Origin of the sequence: Pseudomonas sp. B26(2017), assembly GCF_002113045.1 — a bacterium.
GTDB lineage: Bacteria > Pseudomonadota > Gammaproteobacteria > Pseudomonadales > Pseudomonadaceae > Aquipseudomonas.
The window spans coordinates 131,134-150,441 of sequence record NZ_NEJJ01000006.1 but is presented as its reverse complement, the minus strand read 5'-3'; the positions used below and the strand labels follow the sequence as shown (position 1 = coordinate 150,441).

Below are 19,308 nucleotides of genomic sequence, written 5' to 3'. Positions count from 1 at the left end.
CTGTGGGAGCGAGCTTGCTCGCGAATGCGGCGGGTCATACAACAAATATGTCGACTGATACTCCCTCTTCGCGAGCAAGCTCGCTCCCACAGTGGTTTGTGTTGGCTGGATAAATTCCTACTTCTTCAATAGCGCCGCGCAGGCGGTTTTGTAAGCCTCATGCTGATACTTGTTCAGCGTCCCCGGCAGTTCGAAATGGTGCTTCTTGGCCTGGGCATTGATCGTCTGCGGCGACAGCAACATCACTTCGCAACCGTCCAGCAACTGAAACACACCCTCGATCTTGAACGTGGTCGGACCACCGGCAAACTCGCCTTTTTTGCTGCGCTTCTTGATCGCGATGCGATCGATGGAGTTCTCGCGCACAAACGATGCGACCTGCGCTGCGAACAGTTTGACGTTGGCCGCCTCGTCGTCATCGTCCAGCGCGATTTTCTTGGTGTTCAAAGCGACATGGCTCAACACCGAACCGTCGAGGGACGCCACGGCGATGATCGCTTCACTGCCTTTGATTTCGATACCGCAGATGTTCATGTGAATCCCTTGATTGGCGGAAGAGGTGCAGCTTACAGCTCAAGCTGGTTGGCGGTGATACCAAACGCCGCTGCAATCTTTTCGCGAGTGACCTTGCGCGGCTTTGCAACGGTTTCCTGCTGGGCAAAGGCAGGCTGTGAAATGCCCATGCGCCGAGCTACTTCTTCCTGGGTCAGGTTGAGATGTTCGCGCCAGGCCCTGATCGGAGTTGCCCCGTCGACAATACGACTGACCACCTCATGGGGAATCAGGTCAGGCTCCATTTTCTGCGCCACATATTGCGCGTAAGGAATGACTACGAAAGCGGGTTTGCCCTCGGAATCATTGATGATTTGGATGTCAGTAAGTGCGTTCATCGCGTTTTTTTACCTCTTGAATACTGACCACTTTGATCGCGCCATCCCAGTCGAACATGACTCGGTAATTACCGACGCGCAGCCGATAGGCGTAGTCATGACCAACCAGTGCTTTCACATTACCCACATCAGGCATGTCAGCAAGCACCGTGATGGCATCTCTGACCTGACACTGATGAGCGGAGTGCAATTTCAGGAGTTGCTTAACGGCCTTTCGGTTCCAGTGGATGCTGTTCATGGCAGAATATAAGTCTTTTATAAGATTTGCGAATCTTTGCTTATATTTTTCAGGTGGCCAATAAACAAAACTTGACGCTATGTTTCATGGAAAGCCCAGAGAACAGAGGCTTCAGACAGAATCTGTGGGGCAGATCTGAACGCTTTGTGGGAAAAGATTCTTTTGCATCAGAAAGCTGAAAATACTTCCAGCTTTCTCCGGTGAATAAGCGATTACTCCTGCCCAATCGACTCCAAAAACTCCGACCGCTCGTCACTCATCCGCGCCACGCAGTCATTCTGCGCAATCTTGAACGCCTTGCTGCCGTCCGTCGCCGGGAAGGCTTCGACGGCGCAGTCGGCGTCGCGGGTTTTCAGCCATTGTTGCTGGGCGGCCTTGAGTTTGGCGGTGATGTCGGCCAGTTGCGCCGGGTTCTTGCCGTAGGTGGCCTGCATACGCTCGTTCAGGCTGGCGTAGTTGTCCTTGAGCAGGTCTTCGGCGGTGGTGCGGCTGTAGGTCGAGCATTCCAGGGTCTGAACGTCGTTTTCCACCGCATCGCACGGGTTGTTGTCGGACTCTTCGGCGGCGTGTACGCCGGTCGCAATCAGGGCCAGGGCCAGGAAGATCGATTTCATTGATGTCGCCGCTCTAATCCAGTGGTGTTTCCGGGATGCGGCAGATTCTGGCTCAAGCTCGCGGGCTTGAACAGGTGGCCGGTCGGACCGGTTGGCGACCCTTTGTCGCGGATTGACGCTTTCGGCAATTCCCCTGTCGTTTTTGCACCCGGCTGGTCGCGCACCGAGGCATATGCTGGCCCCAAAGCGCCGGCAGACGATTCGGCGCATGAATCGCCAATAAGGGGACGCCTGATGAGCCCAGCCGAATTACACGCCGACAGCATCGTTATCGACGGTCTGATCATTGCCAAATGGAACCGCGAGCTGTTCGAAGACATGCGCAAGGGCGGTCTGACGGCGGCCAACTGCACCGTGTCGGTGTGGGAGGGTTTTCAGGCCACGGTCAACAACATCGCCGCCAGCCAGAAACTGATTCGTGAAAACAGCGACCTGGTGATCCCCGTCCGCACCACCGCCGATATCCGCAAGGCCAAGGAGCAGGGCAAGACCGGCATCCTGTTCGGCTTCCAGAACGCCCACGCGTTCGAAGACCAGATTGGCTATGTCGAGGTGTTCAAGCAGCTCGGCGTCGGCATCGTGCAGATGTGTTACAACACCCAGAACCTGGTGGGTACCGGTTGCTACGAACGTGACGGCGGCCTGTCGGGCTTCGGTCGCGAAATCGTCGCCGAAATGAACCGTGTCGGCGTCATGTGCGACCTGTCCCACGTCGGCTCCAAGACCTCCGAGGAAGTCATCCTCGAATCGAAAAAACCGGTTTGCTATTCCCACTGCCTGCCGTCGGGGCTGAAAGAGCACCCGCGCAACAAGTCCGATGAAGAGCTTAAGTTTATTGCTGACCACGGCGGTTTCGTCGGCGTGACCATGTTCGCGCCGTTCCTGGCCAAAGGCATCGATTCGACCATCGACGACTACGCCGAAGCCATCGAATACACCATGAACCTGGTCGGCGAAGACGCCATCGGCATCGGCACCGACTTTACCCAGGGTCACGGTCAGGACTTCTTCGAATACCTGACCCACGACAAGGGCTACGCCCGCCGTCTGACCAACTTCGGCAAGATCATCAACCCGCTGGGCATCCGCACCGTCGGCGAGTTCCCGAACCTGACCGAAACCCTGCTCAAGCGCGGCCACTCCGAGCGCGTGGTACGCAAGATCATGGGTGAAAACTGGGTGAACGTCCTGAAAGACGTCTGGGGCGAATAAGCCGCCGCTTCCCGAATACTTTCCCCCGGCCGTCCGCGCCGGGGGCAACACCAAAATTTTTCTGGAGTTAAGTTTCCATGGCCAAGATCGCCCCGCAATTGCCAATCGAAGTCGACAGCGAGACCGGTGTCTGGACCTCCGACGCCCTGCCGATGCTGTACGTGCCACGGCATTTCTTCGTCAACAACCACATGGGCATCGAGGAAGTGCTGGGCGCCGAGGCCTATGCCGAAATCCTCTACAAGGCCGGCTACAAATCCGCCTGGCACTGGTGTGAAAAAGAAGCCGAGTGCCACGGTCTGGAAGGCGTCGCGGTGTTCGAGCACTACATGAAGCGCCTGTCGCAGCGCGGCTGGGGCCTGTTCAAGATCCAGGACATCGACCTCGACAAAGGCACCGCCAGCGTCAAGCTCGAACACTCGGCGTTCGTCTACGTCTACGGCAAGGTCGGGCGCAAGGTCGACTACATGTTCACCGGCTGGTTTGCCGGAGCGATGGATCAGATCCTCGCCGCTCGCGGCAGCAAGATCCGCACCGTGGCCGAGCAGGTCTACGGTGGCTCCGAAGAAGGCCACGACGACGGCCTGTTCACCGTCAAGCCGTTGTAAGTCGAGGAACCCGCCATGGCTTTCGAAGCAATGTTTCAGCCAATTCAAATTGGCAAACTGACCATCCGCAACCGCGTGCTCAGCACCGCGCACGCCGAGGTCTACGCGACCGACGGCGGCATGACCACCGAACGGTACGTCAAGTATTACGAAGAGAAAGCCAAGGGCGGCATCGGCCTGGCGATCTGTGGCGGTTCGTCCGTGGTGGCGATCGACAGCCCGCAGCAATGGTGGAGTTCGGTGAACCTGTCCACCGACCGGATCATCCCGCACTTCCAGAATCTCGCCGACGCCATGCACAAGCATGGCGCCAAGATCATGATCCAGATTACCCACATGGGCCGTCGCTCGCGTTGGGACGGTTTTCACTGGCCGACCCTGATGTCGCCGTCGGGCATCCGCGAACCGGTGCACCGCGCCACCTGCAAGACCATCGAGCCGGAAGAAATCTGGCGGGTGATCGGCAACTACGCGCAAGCCGCGCGTCGCGCCAAGGCCGGCGGCCTGGACGGCGTCGAACTGTCGGCCGTGCACCAGCACATGATCGACCAGTTCTGGAGCCCGCGCGTCAACAAGCGGACCGATGAATGGGGCGGCACTTTTGAAGGCCGGATGAAGTTCGGTCTGGAAGTCCTGAAGGCCGTGCGTGCCGAAGTGGGTGACGATTTCTGCGTCGGCATGCGCATCTGCGGCGACGAGTTCCACCCGGACGGTCTGTCCCACGAAGACATGAAGCAGATCGCCAAGTATTACGACGATACGGGCATGCTCGATTTCATCGGCGTCGTCGGCTCGGGTTGCGACACCCACAACACCCTGGCCAACGTGATCCCGAACATGAGTTATCCGCCGGAGCCGTTCCTGCACCTGGCGGCCGGGATCAAGGAAGTGGTCAAGGTTCCGGTGCTGCACGCGCAGAACATCAAGGACCCGAACCAGGCCACGCGGATTCTGGAGGGTGGTTACGTCGACATGGTCGGCATGACCCGCGCCCACATCGCCGACCCGCACCTGATCGCCAAGATCAAGATGGGCCAGGTCGACCAGATCAAACAGTGCGTCGGCGCCAACTACTGCATCGACCGCCAGTACCAGGGTCTGGACGTGCTGTGCATCCAGAACGCCGCGACCTCCCGTGAATACATGGGCGTGCCGCACATCATCGAGAAATCCACCGGGCCGAAACGCAAGGTGGTGATCGTCGGTGCCGGCCCGGCGGGGATGGAAGCTGCCCGCGTGGCGGCCGAACGTGGCCACGACGTGACCCTGTTCGAGAAGAAGGAATTCATCGGCGGGCAGATCACCACGGCTTCGAAAGCGCCGCAGCGTGACCAGATCGCCGGCATCACCCGCTGGTTCCAGCTGGAGCTGGCGCGGCTGAAAGTCGACCTGCGTCTGGGCACTGCCGCCGATGCCGACACCATCATGGACCTGCGTCCGGACATCGTCGTGCTGGCTGTTGGCGGTCACCCTTACCTGGAGCAGAACGAACACTGGGGCGCTGCCGAAGGGCTGGTGGTCAGCAGCTGGGACGTGCTCGACGGCAAGGTTGCGCCGGGCAAGAACGTGCTGGTCTACGACACCATCTGCGAGTTCACCGGGATGTCGGTGGCCGACTTCCTCGCCGACAAGGGCAGCCAGGTCGAGATTGTCACCGACGACATCAAGCCGGGCGTGGCCATCGGCGGTACGTCGTTCCCGACCTACTACCGCAGCATGTACCCGAAAGAAGTGATCATGACCGGCGACATGATGCTGGAGAAGGTCTACCGCGAAGGCGACAAACTCGTCGCGGTGCTGGAGAACGAATACACCGGCGCCAAAGAGGAGCGGGTGGTGGATCAGGTGGTCGTCGAGAACGGCGTGCGTCCGGACGAAGAAATCTACTACGCGCTGAAGGACGGCTCGCGCAACAAGGGCCAGATCGATGTCGAGGCGCTGTTCGCGATCCAGCCGCAACCTTCGTTGAGCAGCAATGGCGACGGTTACCTGCTGTTCCGCATCGGTGACTGCGTGGCGCAGCGTAATACCCACGCTGCGATCTATGACGCCCTGCGCCTCTGCAAGGATTTCTAAAAGCTTGCACATGACCCTGTGGGAGCGGGCTTGCCCGCGAATGCATTCTGTCAGTCACCGCTGCATCGACTGACCCGGCGCTTTCGCGAGCAAGCTCGCTCCCACAGGAACACGCCGAACGTGTTTCTCCAGGCTGTACTGGTGGGAGCTTCACCATGTTGAACACCCTTCTTCCAATCCTGTTGTTCGCAGCCCTGGCCCTTGCGGTGCTGGGTGCGTTGCGGCGGGTGGCCATGTGGCGCCGGGGCCGGGCCTCGAAGGTCGATCTGATCGGCGGCCTGTTCGCCATGCCCAAGCGTTACATGGTCGACCTGCACCACGTGGTGGCGCGGGACAAGTACATCGCCAACACCCACGTCGCCACGGCGGGCGGTGCGGTGGCGTCGATCGTGCTGGCGATTCTGGTGCACGGTTTCGGCCTGCATAACCGCATTCTTGGCTACGCGTTGCTGCTGATGACGGCGGTGATGTTCGTCGGCGCGATCTTCGTCTATCGGCGTCGGCTCAACCCGCCGTCGCGGCTGTCGAAAGGCCCGTGGATGCGCCTGCCGAAAAGCCTGCTGGCGTTCTCGGCCTCGTTCTTCCTGGTGACCTTGCCGGTGGCCGGGATCCTGCCGGAGAACTTCGGTGGCTGGGTGCTGGCGGCGATTCTCGGGGTCGGTGTGCTATGGGGCGTGTCGGAACTGTTCTTCGGCATGACCTGGGGCGGCCCGATGAAACACGCCTTCGCCGGTGCCTTGCACCTGGCCTGGCACCGCCGCGCCGAACGCTTCGGCGGCGGCCGTTCCACCGGTTTGAAACCGCTGGATCTGAATGATCCGACCGCGCCGCTGGGTGTGGAAAAGCCCAAGGATTTCACCTGGAACCAACTGCTCGGTTTCGACGCCTGCGTGCAGTGCGGCAAGTGCGAAGCCGCGTGCCCGGCATTCGCCGCCGGCCAGCCGCTGAACCCGAAAAAACTGATTCAGGACATGGTCGTCGGCCTCGCCGGCGGCACCGATGCCCAGTTCGCCGGCAGCCCGTATCCGGGCAAACCGGTGGGCGAACACAGCGGCAATCCGCATCAACCGATCGTCAACGGTCTGGTCGATGCCGAAACCCTGTGGTCGTGCACTACCTGCCGCGCCTGCGTCGAGGAATGCCCGATGATGATCGAGCACGTCGATGCCATCGTCGACATGCGCCGTCACCTGACCCTGGAAAAAGGCGCGACCCCGAACAAGGGTGCCGAGGTTCTGGAAAACCTGATTGCCACCGACAACCCTGGCGGTTTCGCCCCGGGCGGGCGGATGAACTGGGCGGCGGACCTGAACCTCAACCTGCTCAGCGAGAAGAAGTCCACCGACGTGCTGTTCTGGGTGGGCGACGGTGCCTTCGACATGCGCAACCAGCGCACCCTGCGCGCCTTCGTCAAAGTGCTGAAAGCGGCCAAGGTCGACTTCGCGGTGCTGGGGCTCGAAGAGCGCGACAGCGGCGATGTGGCCCGGCGTCTTGGCGATGAAGCGACCTTCCAGCTGCTCGCCAAACGCAATATCCAGACCCTGGCCAAATACAGCTTCAACCGCATCGTCACCTGCGATCCGCACAGCTTCCATGTGCTGAAAAACGAGTACGGCGCGTTCGACGGCAATTATCTCGTGCAGCATCACAGCACTTATCTGGCGGAAATCATCCAGGCCGGCGCGCTGAACCTTGGTCAGCACAAAGGCAACAGCGTGACCTATCACGACCCGTGCTACCTCGGCCGTTACAACGGCGAGTACGAGGCGCCGCGCGAAGTGCTGCGCGCCCTCGGCATCGAGATCAAGGAAATGCAACGTTCCGGCTTCCGTTCGCGCTGCTGCGGCGGCGGTGGCGGGGCGCCGATCACCGACATTCCGGGCAAGCAGCGGATCCCCGACATGCGCATGGAAGACATCCGCGAGACCGGCGCCGAGCTGGTGGCCGTGGGTTGTCCACAGTGCACGGCGATGCTCGAAGGCGTGGTCGAACCGCGTCCGCTGATCAAGGACATCGCCGAACTGGTGGCCGACGCGCTGCTCGAAGACGCCGCGCCGAACAAGCCTGCCACCCCGGCCAAACGTGAACCTGCGGAGGCCCACTGATGAGCGACATTATCCGCCGCGACCCCCGCGCCGAGTGGATCGCACGCAACCGCCTGCACCCGCTGCACGCGGCCATGCAACCGGCGCAACACAGCTGGATGGGCCCGAACGGGATCATCCGCAAGAACCTGCACGGCATCGGCTTCATCGGGCCGAACGGCATCAAGCGCATCGACCGCAGCGGCGCCCAGCAGGGCGGGGCGGTCAAACGCTCGGCAGCGGTCGAAGTGCAATTGCCGCTGCATCAGGTGCCGGCTCCGGCGTTCTATATCAGCGTGGTGCCGGACATGGTCGGTGGCCGTTTGAGCAGCCACGACCGCGATCTGCTCGGCCTGGCCCGTCAACTGGCCGGCAGCGATGGTGCGGTGCTGGCCGTGGTGTTCGGCGAGCACAAGGAAAACGCTTTCGCCACCGCAGGCGTTGACCGCTTGCTGGTGCTGGAAGGTGAAGAATTCAGCGGTTATGCACCGGAACAACGGATCCAGGGTCTGCGGGCTGTGGATAACCAGTTCAACCCGCGTCACTGGTTGCTGCCGGACAGCCGCAGCGGTGGTGGCGAATTGGGTCGGCGTTTCGCGGCGGCGCTGGGCGAGCGCCCGGCCACGCGGGTGTGGCAGGTCAAGGATCAGGAGTGTATGGGTCGCGCCGGTGCCGGGTTGCAGGATCTGGCCCGCCCGGTCGCGCGGCTGATTCTGGCGTCCGCCGAGTGCGCCGAACCGGTCAGCGAAACCCGTCACGAAGCGCTGCCGGTGGAGTTATCCACACCCGTGGCGCGCAGCCTGTCACGGATCGAGGATCTGGGCGCGGTGGCGGTGGACCCGGCAGCGATTCCAATGGCCGAAGCCGAGTTCATCTTCTCCGGCGGCAACGGGGTCAAGGACTGGGAGCTTTTCCACAAGACCGCTGCCGCCCTCGGTGCCACCGAAGGCGCTTCGCGGGTGGCGGTGGACGATGGCTTCATGGCCCGCGACCGTCAGGTCGGCGCGTCCGGCACCTGGGTCACCGCGCGGGTTTACGTGGCCGTGGGGATTTCCGGGGCGATCCAGCACCTGCAAGGCATCGGTGCCTGCGACAAGGTGGTGGCGATCAACCTCGATCCGGGTTGCGACATGATCAAGCGTGCCGACCTGTCGGTGATCGGCGAAAGCGCGGAAATTCTTCAGGCCTTGATCGCGGCGGTAGAGGCTTACCGCAACGAAGCCAAGCGCGATGCGGCTTAAGGAACGGTTATGAGCACAAAGATCATCAGTCTGGTTTCAATCGGTGCCCACCCGACCTCCGGCCGCCCGCGCCGCGCCGATCAGGATGCCCGCGCGGTGGAGCTCGGCCTGCAACTGGCGGGCGACAATCTGCAAGTGCTGCACGCCGGCGACATCGCGGAACCGGCGCTGCGCGCCTACCTGGGCATGGGACTGGAACAGTTGCACGTGCTGGAACAACCGGCTGGCGCCGATGCGCTGCCGGCGTTGACCGAGTATCTGCGTGATGCCGGTGCACAGGTTGTACTGACTGGCAGCCAGGCGGAAACCGGCGAAGGCTCGGGGATGCTGCCGTTTCTGCTGGCCGAAGGACTGGGCTGGCCGCTGGTGGTTGGGTTGGCGCAGGTCGAGTCGATCAACGACGGTTCGGCACTGGTGCTGCAAGCGTTGCCCCGTGGGCAGCGGCGCCGGTTGAAGGTGCGCCTACCGTTTCTGGCGACTGTGGATAACGCCGCACCCAAACCTCGGCAGAGTGCTTACGGCCCGGCGCGGCGCGGTGTTCTCCAGGCTCAAGACGTGGAAGTGGTGGAGGACGAATTGCTTGCGGTGGCGACCCTGCAACCGGCCAAGCCCCGGCCGAAACGGTTGAAGGTGATCAAGGCCAAGAGCGGGGCGGACCGGATGAAGGCAGCGACGGCCAAGGCCAGCGGTGGCGGTGGGCAGGTGCTCAAAGGCGTTACCGCGCAGGCCGGTGCGCAAGCCATTCTGAAGCTGCTGATCGAAGAAGGTGTGGTCCGCTAAACAAACGTTGCTGACCCTCTCCCGCGGGAGAGGGCGGTTTAACCACAATCCCTGTTGGCGGATCTGTGGATAACGTGTTCGCCCCTCCCTGCACCCCACGCCAATCAAGCGCTCCAGCCATCAGATCAATAAACAACCAGCCTGACTCGCGGTTTTTACGAGCTTTTTCCCCTGGGCAACTTACAGACTTGCCCCCAATCTCTGTTGGCGCTTCTGTGGATAAGATGTTCGCTATCCGCCAGGGGCCATATAAAACGTGGCTTGCAGAGGCTTGATCAAAAAACGTTCAATTCAGCCTTTCAACCCGTCAATTCCCTCGCAAACCCCGATTTATCAACGCCTCCAGCGTTTTTCCACAGCGCACGCCAAGTTACCCCCGAACTCTGTTGGCGCTTCTGTGGATAAGGTGTTTGCCATCCCTTGAAAGCCAAGTAATCCGGGATGTGCAGAGATTTGATCAAAAAACAATCAATCACAAATGGAAACCCTGTTTCTGAATAAGTCACGGTATTTCTTCACAAAAAACCGATTATTTTTCCATCTCATCCACAGTTGTCCCCATTAGCTGTGGGTGGCTATGTGGATAACTTGTTCGCTGAACTCTGCAGCCCCCGGCGCGCTTAGTCCAAACGGCAATTGATCACATTTCATACAGTTCTAAGAGCCTGCCTTGACTTCGATCCGGTGCCTGTCTTCACTGCAATGGCACAAGGACAGCTGTCACTTATCCACATCTGGTTCAGGGAGAACGCGTGATGGATACCCGGCCCCACCGCTTACCCCTCAGTCCCTGCACGCTCCGCGCGCTGCCGGCACCTTCGCCGCGCAAGCGCACGTTGCGTCGTGCCGCCAATCAGCACGCCCGTCTGTAGCGCCTGATTCCTGCCCAAACCGCTGTAATGCCGTCGGGATTTCCCGGAGGCCAGGTGCCCGTTCGCCCATTGATTGCAGGCAACCGCAGAGTTGCCCCATCTGCCTGAGAGAGGAACCCCCTCATGACACGGATCGCAACGCCCATCAGCGAAATCAAGGAACATTACGACGTGATCGTCATCGGCTCCGGGTATGGCGGCGGCATTGCCGCGTCGCGCCTGTCCCGGGCCGGTAAACGGGTCTGTCTGCTGGAACGCGGTCGGGAGATTCAGCCCGGCGAATATCCCAATACCATGATCGCCGCGACCGAGGAGTTGCAGGTGCACGACCCGGACGGCCATATCGGCTCGCGCACCGGGTTGTTCGATCTGCACGTCAACGCGCAGCAGAACGTGGTGGTCGGTTGCGGCCTCGGCGGTACGTCGCTGATCAATGCCAACGTCTCGCTGGAACCGACAGCCGATGTGTTCAAGGATCCACGCTGGCCGTTGGCGGTGCGCGAGGACCACGACGGCCTGCTCAAGGCGGGTTACGAAAGGGCCCGGGAGATGCTCAAACCCAACCCCTACCCGAGCACCGCGCCAAACCTGCCGAAACTCGACGCCAACAAAAAATCCGCAGACTTCCTCAAGCAAGGCGCGCACTTCTACAAGCCGCCAATCAACGTGACCTTCGACAAACTGCCCAACAACCTCAACCACGTCGGCGTCGAGCAACTGCCGTGCAACCACTGCGGCGACTGCGTTTCGGGCTGTAATAACAAGGCCAAGAACACCACGCTGATGAACTACCTGCCGGACGCCACCAATCACGGCGCGGAGATTTTCTGCCAGGCCCAGGTGCGGCATCTGGAGCGCGACGGCAACGGCTGGATTGTGCACTTCCAATACCTCGACAGCGGCCGCGAGAAGTTCGACGCGCCGACGCTGTTCGTGAAAGCCGACATCGTGGTGGTGTCCGCCGGCACCCTCGGCTCCACCGAAATTCTGCTGCGCTCGCGGGACAAGGGCCTGGTGATGTCCGGCCAGCTCGGCGAGAACATGAGCGGCAACGGCGACATCCTCGGCTTCGGCCACAACTGCGAGCAGACCATCAACGGCATCGGTTTCGGCGCGCATTCGGCCAAGGAACTGCAACCGGTCGGCCCGTGCATCACCTCGATCATCGACATGCGCACCGAGGGTGACCGCAGCAGTCGCATGGTCATCGAGGAAGGTTCGATCCCCGGAGCGCTCGGCCGGCCGATGGTGCCGGCGATGGCCGGGTTCGCCGAGATGATCGGCAAGCCCACCGACGACAGCTTCAGCGGCAAAGTGAAGTACAAGGAGCGCGAAGCGGAAAGCTTTCTGCGCGGCCCGTATCACGGCGCGCTGCACAACATGCAGACCTACCTGATCATGAGCCACGACAGCGGTCAGGGACGCATGGTCCTCGACAGCAAGGATCAACTGCGCATCGACTGGCCGGGCGTCGGCGAGCAGGAAAACTTCAAGATCGGCAACGAACGCCTGTACCAGAGCACCAAGGCCCTGGGCGGGATCTGGGTCGAGAACCCGATCTGGACCAAGCTGCTCAAGCACAGCATCGTCTCGGTGCATCCGCTGGGCGGTTGCGTGATGGGCGATGACGCCGCGCAAGGCGTGGTCAACCACAAGGGCCAGGTGTTCAGTGGTGCGACCGGCACCGACGTCTACGCCAATCTGTACGTGACCGACGGCGCGGTGATCCCGACGTCACTGGCGGTCAACCCACTGCTGACCATCTCCGCCGTGAGCGAGCGCAACATGGGCCTGCTGGCCGCCGACCGGGGCTGGAGGATCGATTACACATTGCCCTCGGCACCGCGCAAACAACCGGTGCCACCGACCCTTGGCGTGCAATTCACCGAGACCATGAAGGGCTACTTCTCCCGCGCATTCACCGCCGCACAAAGCACCGACCTGAAGGTTTATGAGGCGGCAGCCAAGCGCGGCGAGGCGGACAACTCGCCGATCGACTTCACCCTGACCATCACCGCCAACGACCTCAACCGGATGATTAAGGAGCCGGAGCATGCCGCGACCATCGTCGGCACGGTGATCGCCCCGGCGCTGTCGCCGCAGCCGCTGACCGCCAGCAACGGCGTGTTCAACCTGTTCGAGCAGTTCGAGCAGCAGGTCGACACGCGCCACATGAAGTACGACATGAAACTGACGGCCGAGGACGGCAACGACTACTTCTTCAGCGCCTTCAAGACCGTGCCGGAAGACAACGGCGTGCTGAATATCTGGCACGACACCAGCACCCTCTACGTCACGCTGTATCGCGGGCCGGACAAGACCGGCGAGGTGATCGGCTCTGGCGTGATGCACATCAAGCCGACCGACTTCGCCAAACAGATGACCACCATGAAGGTCCTCAATGCGCGCAACGAGCGCGAGCGCATCGAAGGGCTGGCGCGGTTCGGCAAGTTCTTCGCCGGGATCCTCTGGGAGAGTTACGGCGGGGTGTTCGCCGGTGACAAATACTTCAACCCCGACGCGCCGCCACGGTTGAAACGGCCGCTGGATGCGCCGACGCCGGCCGTGCATTTCTTCTCCACCGAAGATGCCGTGCAGTTGCGTCTGACCCGCTATCAGGCTGGCAGCAAAGGCCCGGTGATGCTGGTGCATGGTCTGGGCGTGGGCTCGAATATCTTTTCCACCGATACCATCCAGACCAACCTGCTGGAGTTTCTCTGCAAGCACGACTACGACGTGTGGCTGCTGGATTTCCGGGTGAGCATCCTGCTGCCGGCGAGCAAGAAGGAATGGAACGGTGACCAGATCGCCCAGTACGACTTCAAGGCCGCCATTGCGCAGATCCAGCAGAAGACCGGCGCGAAGGACGTGCAATGCGTGGTGCATTGCTACGGCGCGACCACGTTCTTCATGTCGCTGCTCGCCGGGCTGCAAGGCGTGCGTTCGGTGGTCTGCTCGCAGATCGCCGCCGACACGGTGGTCGCGACGGCGACGGGGCTCAAGGCCGGTCTGCACTTGCCGGGGATGCTCGACGCGATCGGTATCAAATCGATGACCGCCTACGCCGACAGCAAGGAGAACTGGTTCAACCGGCTCTACGACAAGGCGCTCAACGGCTACGCGCGGATCGAAGCCCAGGGCTATTGCACCAACCCGGTGTGCCACCGCATCACCTTCATGTACGCCTCGCTGTATCGCCACGACACCCTCAACGAGACACTGCATGACAACCTGCACGAGCTGTTCGGCGAGTCCAACATCGAGACCTTCGAACACCTGGCGCTGATCGTGCGCAAAGGGCATCTGGTGGATTTCAAAGGGCACGATGTGTACATGCCGCACTTCGATCGGCTGACCATGCCGATCTGCTTCATCAGCGGCGCCGACAATCAGTGTTATCTGCCGGAAAGTACGCTCAAGACCTATCAGCGGGTTTGCGATAAGCACGGGCCGGAGCGCTACAGCCGGCATGTGGTGCCGGGTTACGGCCACATCGATTGCATGTTCGGCAAGAACGCGGTGGTCGATGTGTATCCGATCATCCTTGAACACCTGGAGAAAACCGCCCTCGGATAGCCGTCGATCGTTCCCACGCTCTGCGTGGGAAAGCCGCCATGGACGCTCTGCGTCCGCTTTTGTGACGCGCAGCGTCACGAGATGCATTCCCACGCGGACGGTTCGACGCGTCGACGTGGGTAGGATCTGGGGAACTGATATGGACAGCTACATCCGCTGGTTTCAACGCTTCATCTGGCTAGGCATTGCGATGAACATGGTGTTCGCGATCCCGGCGCTGTTTGCGCCGGGGTTGCTGACATCGGTGGTCGGCCTGCCGCCGCAACTCTCCGACCCGTGGCTGGAAAACGCCGGGATGCTGCTGGTGGGTATCAGCGTGTTCTACATGCCCTCGGGCTTCAACGCGCCGCGCTACGTGGTGCATTCCTGGCTGTGCGTGCTGACGCGGCTGATCGCCGTGGCGTTCTGGATCTACCTGATCAACACCAGCAGTCAGGGTTCGGTGTTCGTGCCGATGCTGATGGGCGACCTGAGCTTTTTCCTGATCCTCGGCATTCTGCTGTACCTCGGCACCACGCCTGAAAACCGGCCACTGGCGCTGCTCTGTGACGGCTGGCGCGAATGGCGCGCGGCGTGGGCGCGGCATTGGCAGAACCACGCGTTCAAGGTCGGTACGCTGGTAGTGGTCGCGCTGCTGGCGTTCATCGGTTACCAGACCTGGTATCAGATGCTGCGCGTGGTGCCGGAGCAGGAGTACGCCTCCGACGAAGATCACTACAAATACGCCGCGATTGGTTTGGGCATCGAAGCGCGTATTCCCTATTACCTGTTCTCGGTATTGCCGCAGATGTGCCCGGAAAAACTGCCGAAACCCGGCGGCTGGGAAGTCTTCGGTTTCCTGTTCGAGAACGGCAAGGACCTGCCGATCGGGATGGCCAAGCGGCAGATCGGCTACCCGACCGTCGAGCCGAACTGCGCGTTGTGCCACACCGGCTCCTACCGGGCGAATGCCAGCGACGTCGCGGTCAATGTGCCGAGCGCGCCGGCCAATACCCTGCAACTGCAAGCCTTCCAGTGGTTCGCCTACGATTGCGCCAGCGATCCGAAATTCACCACCGACGCGGTGATGGCGGCGATCAACAGCAAGTTCCAGCTGGGCTTTTTCGAGAAGCTCTACAACCGTTACCTGATCATCCCGATGGCCAAGACCGCGCTGCTCAAACAGAAGCAGGCCTACGCCTGGCAGAAGCTGCGCCCGCAACAGGGGCCGGGACGCACCGACACCTTCAACCCGACGAAAATGGTGGTGTTCGGCTTCCCGGATGACTCGACCATCGGCACCGTCGACCTGCCGCAAGTGTGGAACCAGAAACCCCGGGAATCGATGTACCTGCACTGGGACGGCAATAACAACAAGATCCACGAGCGCAACTACGCCGCCGCGATGGCCGTGGGCGCGACGCCGGAATCGGTGCTGCCGCCGAGTTTCAACCGGGTGACCAACTGGCTGCTCGGACACAAGGCGCCGGCGTGGCCGTGGGCACTGGATCAGGCCAGGGTCGCTCAGGGCAAACCGGTGTGGGAGGCCAACTGCGCGGGTTGTCACGATTTCGGTCGCGTCGACACCGGGCAGGTCACCACCAACATCGACCAGCTCGGCACCGATCCGCACCGGCTGAACTCGTTCACTACCGGGCTGGTGGCGGCGTTCCATACCTTCAAGAAACCGCCGTTCGATTTCGGCGCCTACCGCAAGACCCAGAGCTACAGCAACACGCCCACCGACGGCATCTGGCTGCGCGCGCCGTACCTGCACAACGGTTCGGTGCCGACCCTGTGGGACTTGCTGCAACCGCCGGAAAAACGTCCGCAGGTGTTCATCACCGGCTCCGATGTCTACGACCCGGTCAACGTCGGTTTCGTGACCAGCGGCGCCCAGGCCAAGGCCTCGGCGGACTTCACCTACGACACGCGCCTGGAGGGCAACCACAACAGCGGTCACCTGTACGGCACGACGCTGTCGGACGACGACAAGCGTGCGCTGATCGAATTCATGAAAACCCTGTGAACCCTTACGGATAGAGGATTACGTCATGTCAGCGGTCGGTCATCTGAAACACGAATACGACAAGGTCAAGGTGCGCCTGCACGGCCTGTTCACGCGCATCGAAATGGCCTGGATGAAGCTCATCAGCGAACTCGAGCCGCAGGAGTTTCAAGCCATCATCAAATTGCTCCAGCGCGGTCACGATCAGGCGCAATACGTGCTCAAGCACGGCGAGCTGCCGGACGACGAACCGGCGGTGCCATGGGAGCTGTCCCACGGCTTGTCGATCCTGCGCATCGGCAACGCGACGCCGCTGCCGCAATCGCCCGATCAACTGCAGACCAAAGTGCTCAAGGACGGCACGCTGCTGGGCTGTCGCAAGTGGGAACTGCTGGATCTGCTGTGGAGCGAGGCGCTGCTCAAGTGGATTGAAAACCTGCGCCATCACGCGACCTTCGGCACCGATCCGGCACTGGTGAAAATGGATCGCCAGGTAACGCTGGCGATTGCCGGCGATTGGGGCACTGGTCCGTTCAACAGCCATGCGCCGGCGGTGTCGGTGGCCAACCAGATGCAACTGGCCAATGCCGATTTCACCATTCACCTGGGGGACGTTTATTACGCCGGCACCCATTCTCAGGAAGACACCGACATGGCGGGCTGGCCGATGGGCACCCGCGGCTCGTTCACCCTTAATTCGAACCACGAGATGTACAGCGGCGCCCACGGCTATTTCAAGGAACTGGCCGCGCGTTTTCCGGGGCAGCAGGGCACCAGCTACTTTGCCCTGATCAACGACGACTGGCTGATTGTCGGTCTGGACACGGCGTATGCCTCGGACGTCATGAACCTGTACATGGACGGCACTCTGAACAAGCCTCAGATCGAGTGGATGAAGGGCCTGCCGAAACGCAAGAAACTCATGGTGCTCAGCCACCATCAGGGCTTTGACATCACCGGGCACAACAAGACCGCGCTGTATCAGCCGGTGTGCGATGCATTGGGGCGCGAGCCGGATTACTGGTACTGGGGGCATCTGCACAACGGCATCGTCTACGCACCACAAGGTGGGCTGCATGCGCGCTGTGCCGGGCACGGCGCGATTCCTTACGGCACCACCAGCGAGCTGAACGGACATTCGCGGGTGCTGTTTTCGGAGACGAAGGATGCGAACGATCCGGACTACCCGCTGCGGGTGTTGAACGGATATGCGAAAGTTCGGCTGGATGGCGAAAATATCGTTGAAGAATTTATCGCCGAGAATGGGGAAGTTCGCTGGCGATCAATCTAGTGTATTTAACTCAAGTGCGCCCGGTTGGGCGCATTTTTGTTTTTCAAACTTATAAAAACATTCGGAACTATATATTCGATATGCGACTTGTTTGATTTTTCGGTAAATAAGTTGCCGGCAGTCATTCGATTGTCGGGACTTTTATCATGGAAGATTGAACAATGTTTACTATCAAGAAAACAGCACTTTCGCTGGGGCTCTTGTGTGCCCAGCTTGGTTCTTTGTCGTTAGTGTCCGCCGCTGAAACAGCGCCGGGTATCACTGACTTCAAGAAGCCGTTCAACGAATATTCGTGGGTCACTGCTCACAATGGTTATCTGGATGACATGCGCACTCAGCTCAACCGGGGCGTTCGTGGTTTCATGCTGGACTTGCACCCCGGGAACCTGACGGGTGGGGCCGATGCCTATCTGTGTCACACCGGAGAAAAAGGCACTTGCGACATACGTACGGACATGAAATTTGCCGATGCATTGAACAATGTATTTCTGCCTTATCTGCGCAGTAATCCCAACGCTGTCGTGACGCTGTTGCTGGAAAACCTTGTGGGAAGGGCCGAATTCAACAATGCGATGAATCGGGTGCCAGGTCTGGCTGATTGGGTATTCGATCCCAAGGCCTATCCGAACACCCGTACATGGCCGACGCTTGAGCAGATGATCGGCAGCGGCAAGCGACTGGTTATTCTCACCGACCGAAATGCCGGGGAGTACAACGTCAATGGCAAGACCATCAATGTCCTGCAGGACAGTCAATGGGAAAGCCAGAACTACTGGGATCTGGGCATTACTTCGCTCAAGCATGAATGGAGTTGCCCTTCGCGCTGGACGAATTACCATCCGACCGTGTCAGTCACTGGATTCACTCAATGGCCAAGGCTGTTCGTGATGAACCAGTTCCACGGCTGGGGCGCGACATCACTGCATGCGGGCAGTACCGATAACAACCTGACCTGGCTTGAGCGCCGTGTTGATAACCATTGTGCAAGCGCACTGGGCAAGCGCACCGCCCCCAGCTTCCTGACGATTGATTTCAATCAGACGGGGGATGCCTTCCCCTACGCAGCCGCATTGACTCAGGGTGGTTTCTACTTCTACTCGAAAAACAATGTGGACAAGACCGGTGACAGTGTCTGTGTTGTTCCGGCGGGGCAGGATCTCGATTTCAGTTTGCCTGCACGGGGTTGTGAGAATGATGAAGCGCGCTCGCTTGAGTTGCGTGGTATCGCCAAAGGTACACGTCTGAGTGTTTATGACTCGTCCGGTGGCAATACCAGTGACGATTACACCTTTGTTGATGTTAAACGTGATATCGGGATCAATGAATCAGTAAAACTTGGCAGTTTCGAGGCCAACTTTGAAAGCGCCGATATCAAAGTAACCCATGTTCGTAATAACGGTCTGGATGGAAAGATCTCGCGTATTTCGATAGGAAAATCACCGGCGCCAGGCGACTTTCGTGACGCAAGTGTGGTGTTCTACGAGGGCAATTCCGCCACTGAAAATGTTGTTTGTACGGTGAACCTCGCGACCACCCGGACATTCAACTTCAGCGGTGACTGTGATAACGATGAAGCGCGGTCCGCGAAGGTTGTGAAAGCCAAGGGCGGCTCCAGTTTCATGGTCTATGGAAATAAGAACGTGAATGAAAACCAGGGCTACGCACGGGTGGATTTTATAAGCGACATTACTACGCCGGTGATCATTGGCAGCTTCGAGAGGAGTTATGACGCGGGTGCCTACCGCGTCATTCGAGGCGGTCCGAGCAACACGCTGGATGGCAAGGTTTCGAGCATGAGAATCATGGCGAAGTAAGGCACGAAAAAACAAACCCGCAGCG

At 60.4% G+C, this 19,308-nt stretch carries 14 protein-coding genes; 10 read left to right on the top strand and 4 right to left on the bottom strand.

Translation table 11 applies throughout. The features are described 5' to 3' along the window. Positions 1 to 117: 117 nt before the first annotated feature. From CAF79_RS10975 to CAF79_RS10960, 4 genes are all read right to left on the bottom strand, one after another. Positions 118 to 534 carry a DUF3010 family protein gene (locus CAF79_RS10975; protein ID WP_085697781.1) on the bottom strand — a complete coding sequence of 139 codons (417 nt, stop codon included), beginning with the start codon at positions 532 to 534 and terminating at the stop codon, positions 118 to 120. 32 nt (positions 535 to 566) lie between these two features. Then, entirely contained in the window at positions 567 to 890 is a 324-nt protein-coding gene (locus CAF79_RS10970; RefSeq protein ID WP_085697780.1) for a helix-turn-helix domain-containing protein, read from the bottom strand. Next, positions 874 to 1,128: a type II toxin-antitoxin system RelE/ParE family toxin gene (locus tag CAF79_RS10965; RefSeq protein ID WP_085697779.1), complete on the bottom strand. Its 255-nt coding sequence runs from the start codon at positions 1,126 to 1,128 to the stop codon at positions 874 to 876. The genes CAF79_RS10970 and CAF79_RS10965 overlap by 17 nt, the downstream gene beginning before the upstream one ends. 212 nt (positions 1,129 to 1,340) lie before the next feature. Then, positions 1,341 to 1,742, bottom strand: a complete 402-nt coding sequence (locus CAF79_RS10960; protein WP_085697909.1) for a lysozyme inhibitor LprI family protein — start codon at positions 1,740 to 1,742, stop codon at positions 1,341 to 1,343. A gap of 234 nt (positions 1,743 to 1,976) precedes the next feature. Here CAF79_RS10960 and CAF79_RS10955 point away from each other — a divergent pair, with 234 nt between their 5' ends. The 10 genes from CAF79_RS10955 (at position 1,977) to CAF79_RS10910 (ending at position 19,283) form a co-directional block, all read left to right on the top strand. Next, positions 1,977 to 2,954 carry a dipeptidase gene (locus CAF79_RS10955; protein ID WP_039768004.1) on the top strand — a complete coding sequence of 326 codons (978 nt, stop codon included), beginning with the start codon at positions 1,977 to 1,979 and terminating at the stop codon, positions 2,952 to 2,954. Positions 2,955 to 3,031: 77 nt separating this feature from the next. Next, on the top strand, positions 3,032 to 3,562 hold the full coding sequence (locus CAF79_RS10950) for a DUF5943 domain-containing protein (RefSeq protein ID WP_003228980.1): 531 nt from the start codon (positions 3,032 to 3,034) through the stop codon (positions 3,560 to 3,562). Between the two features lie 15 nt (positions 3,563 to 3,577). After that, positions 3,578 to 5,638, top strand: coding sequence for a dimethylglycine demethylation protein DgcA (gene dgcA / locus CAF79_RS10945; RefSeq protein WP_085688582.1), 2,061 nt, complete (start codon positions 3,578 to 3,580; stop codon positions 5,636 to 5,638). 155 nt (positions 5,639 to 5,793) lie between these two features. Beyond that, positions 5,794 to 7,743 (top strand): dimethylglycine demethylation protein DgcB, encoded by a 1,950-nt coding sequence (dgcB, locus tag CAF79_RS10940; protein ID WP_085697778.1) that lies wholly within the window; start codon positions 5,794 to 5,796, stop codon positions 7,741 to 7,743. Beyond that, positions 7,743 to 8,963, top strand: coding sequence for an electron transfer flavoprotein subunit alpha/FixB family protein (locus CAF79_RS10935; protein ID WP_085697777.1), 1,221 nt, complete (start codon positions 7,743 to 7,745; stop codon positions 8,961 to 8,963). Before dgcB ends, CAF79_RS10935 begins: the two co-directional genes overlap by 1 nt. 9 nt (positions 8,964 to 8,972) lie before the next feature. Next, the gene (locus CAF79_RS10930) at positions 8,973 to 9,743 is read left to right on the top strand and encodes an electron transfer flavoprotein subunit beta (RefSeq protein WP_085697776.1); all 771 of its coding nucleotides are present in this window, start codon (positions 8,973 to 8,975) and stop codon (positions 9,741 to 9,743) included. Between the two features lie 995 nt (positions 9,744 to 10,738). After that, positions 10,739 to 14,191, top strand: coding sequence for an alpha/beta fold hydrolase (locus tag CAF79_RS10925; RefSeq protein ID WP_085697775.1), 3,453 nt, complete (start codon positions 10,739 to 10,741; stop codon positions 14,189 to 14,191). 139 nt (positions 14,192 to 14,330) lie between these two features. Then, positions 14,331 to 16,199: a hypothetical protein gene (locus CAF79_RS10920; protein ID WP_085697774.1), complete on the top strand. Its 1,869-nt coding sequence runs from the start codon at positions 14,331 to 14,333 to the stop codon at positions 16,197 to 16,199. 25 nt (positions 16,200 to 16,224) lie between these two features. Continuing rightward, complete coding sequence (locus CAF79_RS10915) at positions 16,225 to 17,469, top strand: metallophosphoesterase (protein WP_085697773.1); 1,245 nt, start codon at positions 16,225 to 16,227, stop codon at positions 17,467 to 17,469. A 161-nt stretch (positions 17,470 to 17,630) separates the two neighbouring features. Beyond that, entirely contained in the window at positions 17,631 to 19,283 is a 1,653-nt protein-coding gene (locus CAF79_RS10910) for a hypothetical protein (RefSeq protein ID WP_085697772.1), read from the top strand. Positions 19,284 to 19,308 lie beyond the last annotated feature (25 nt).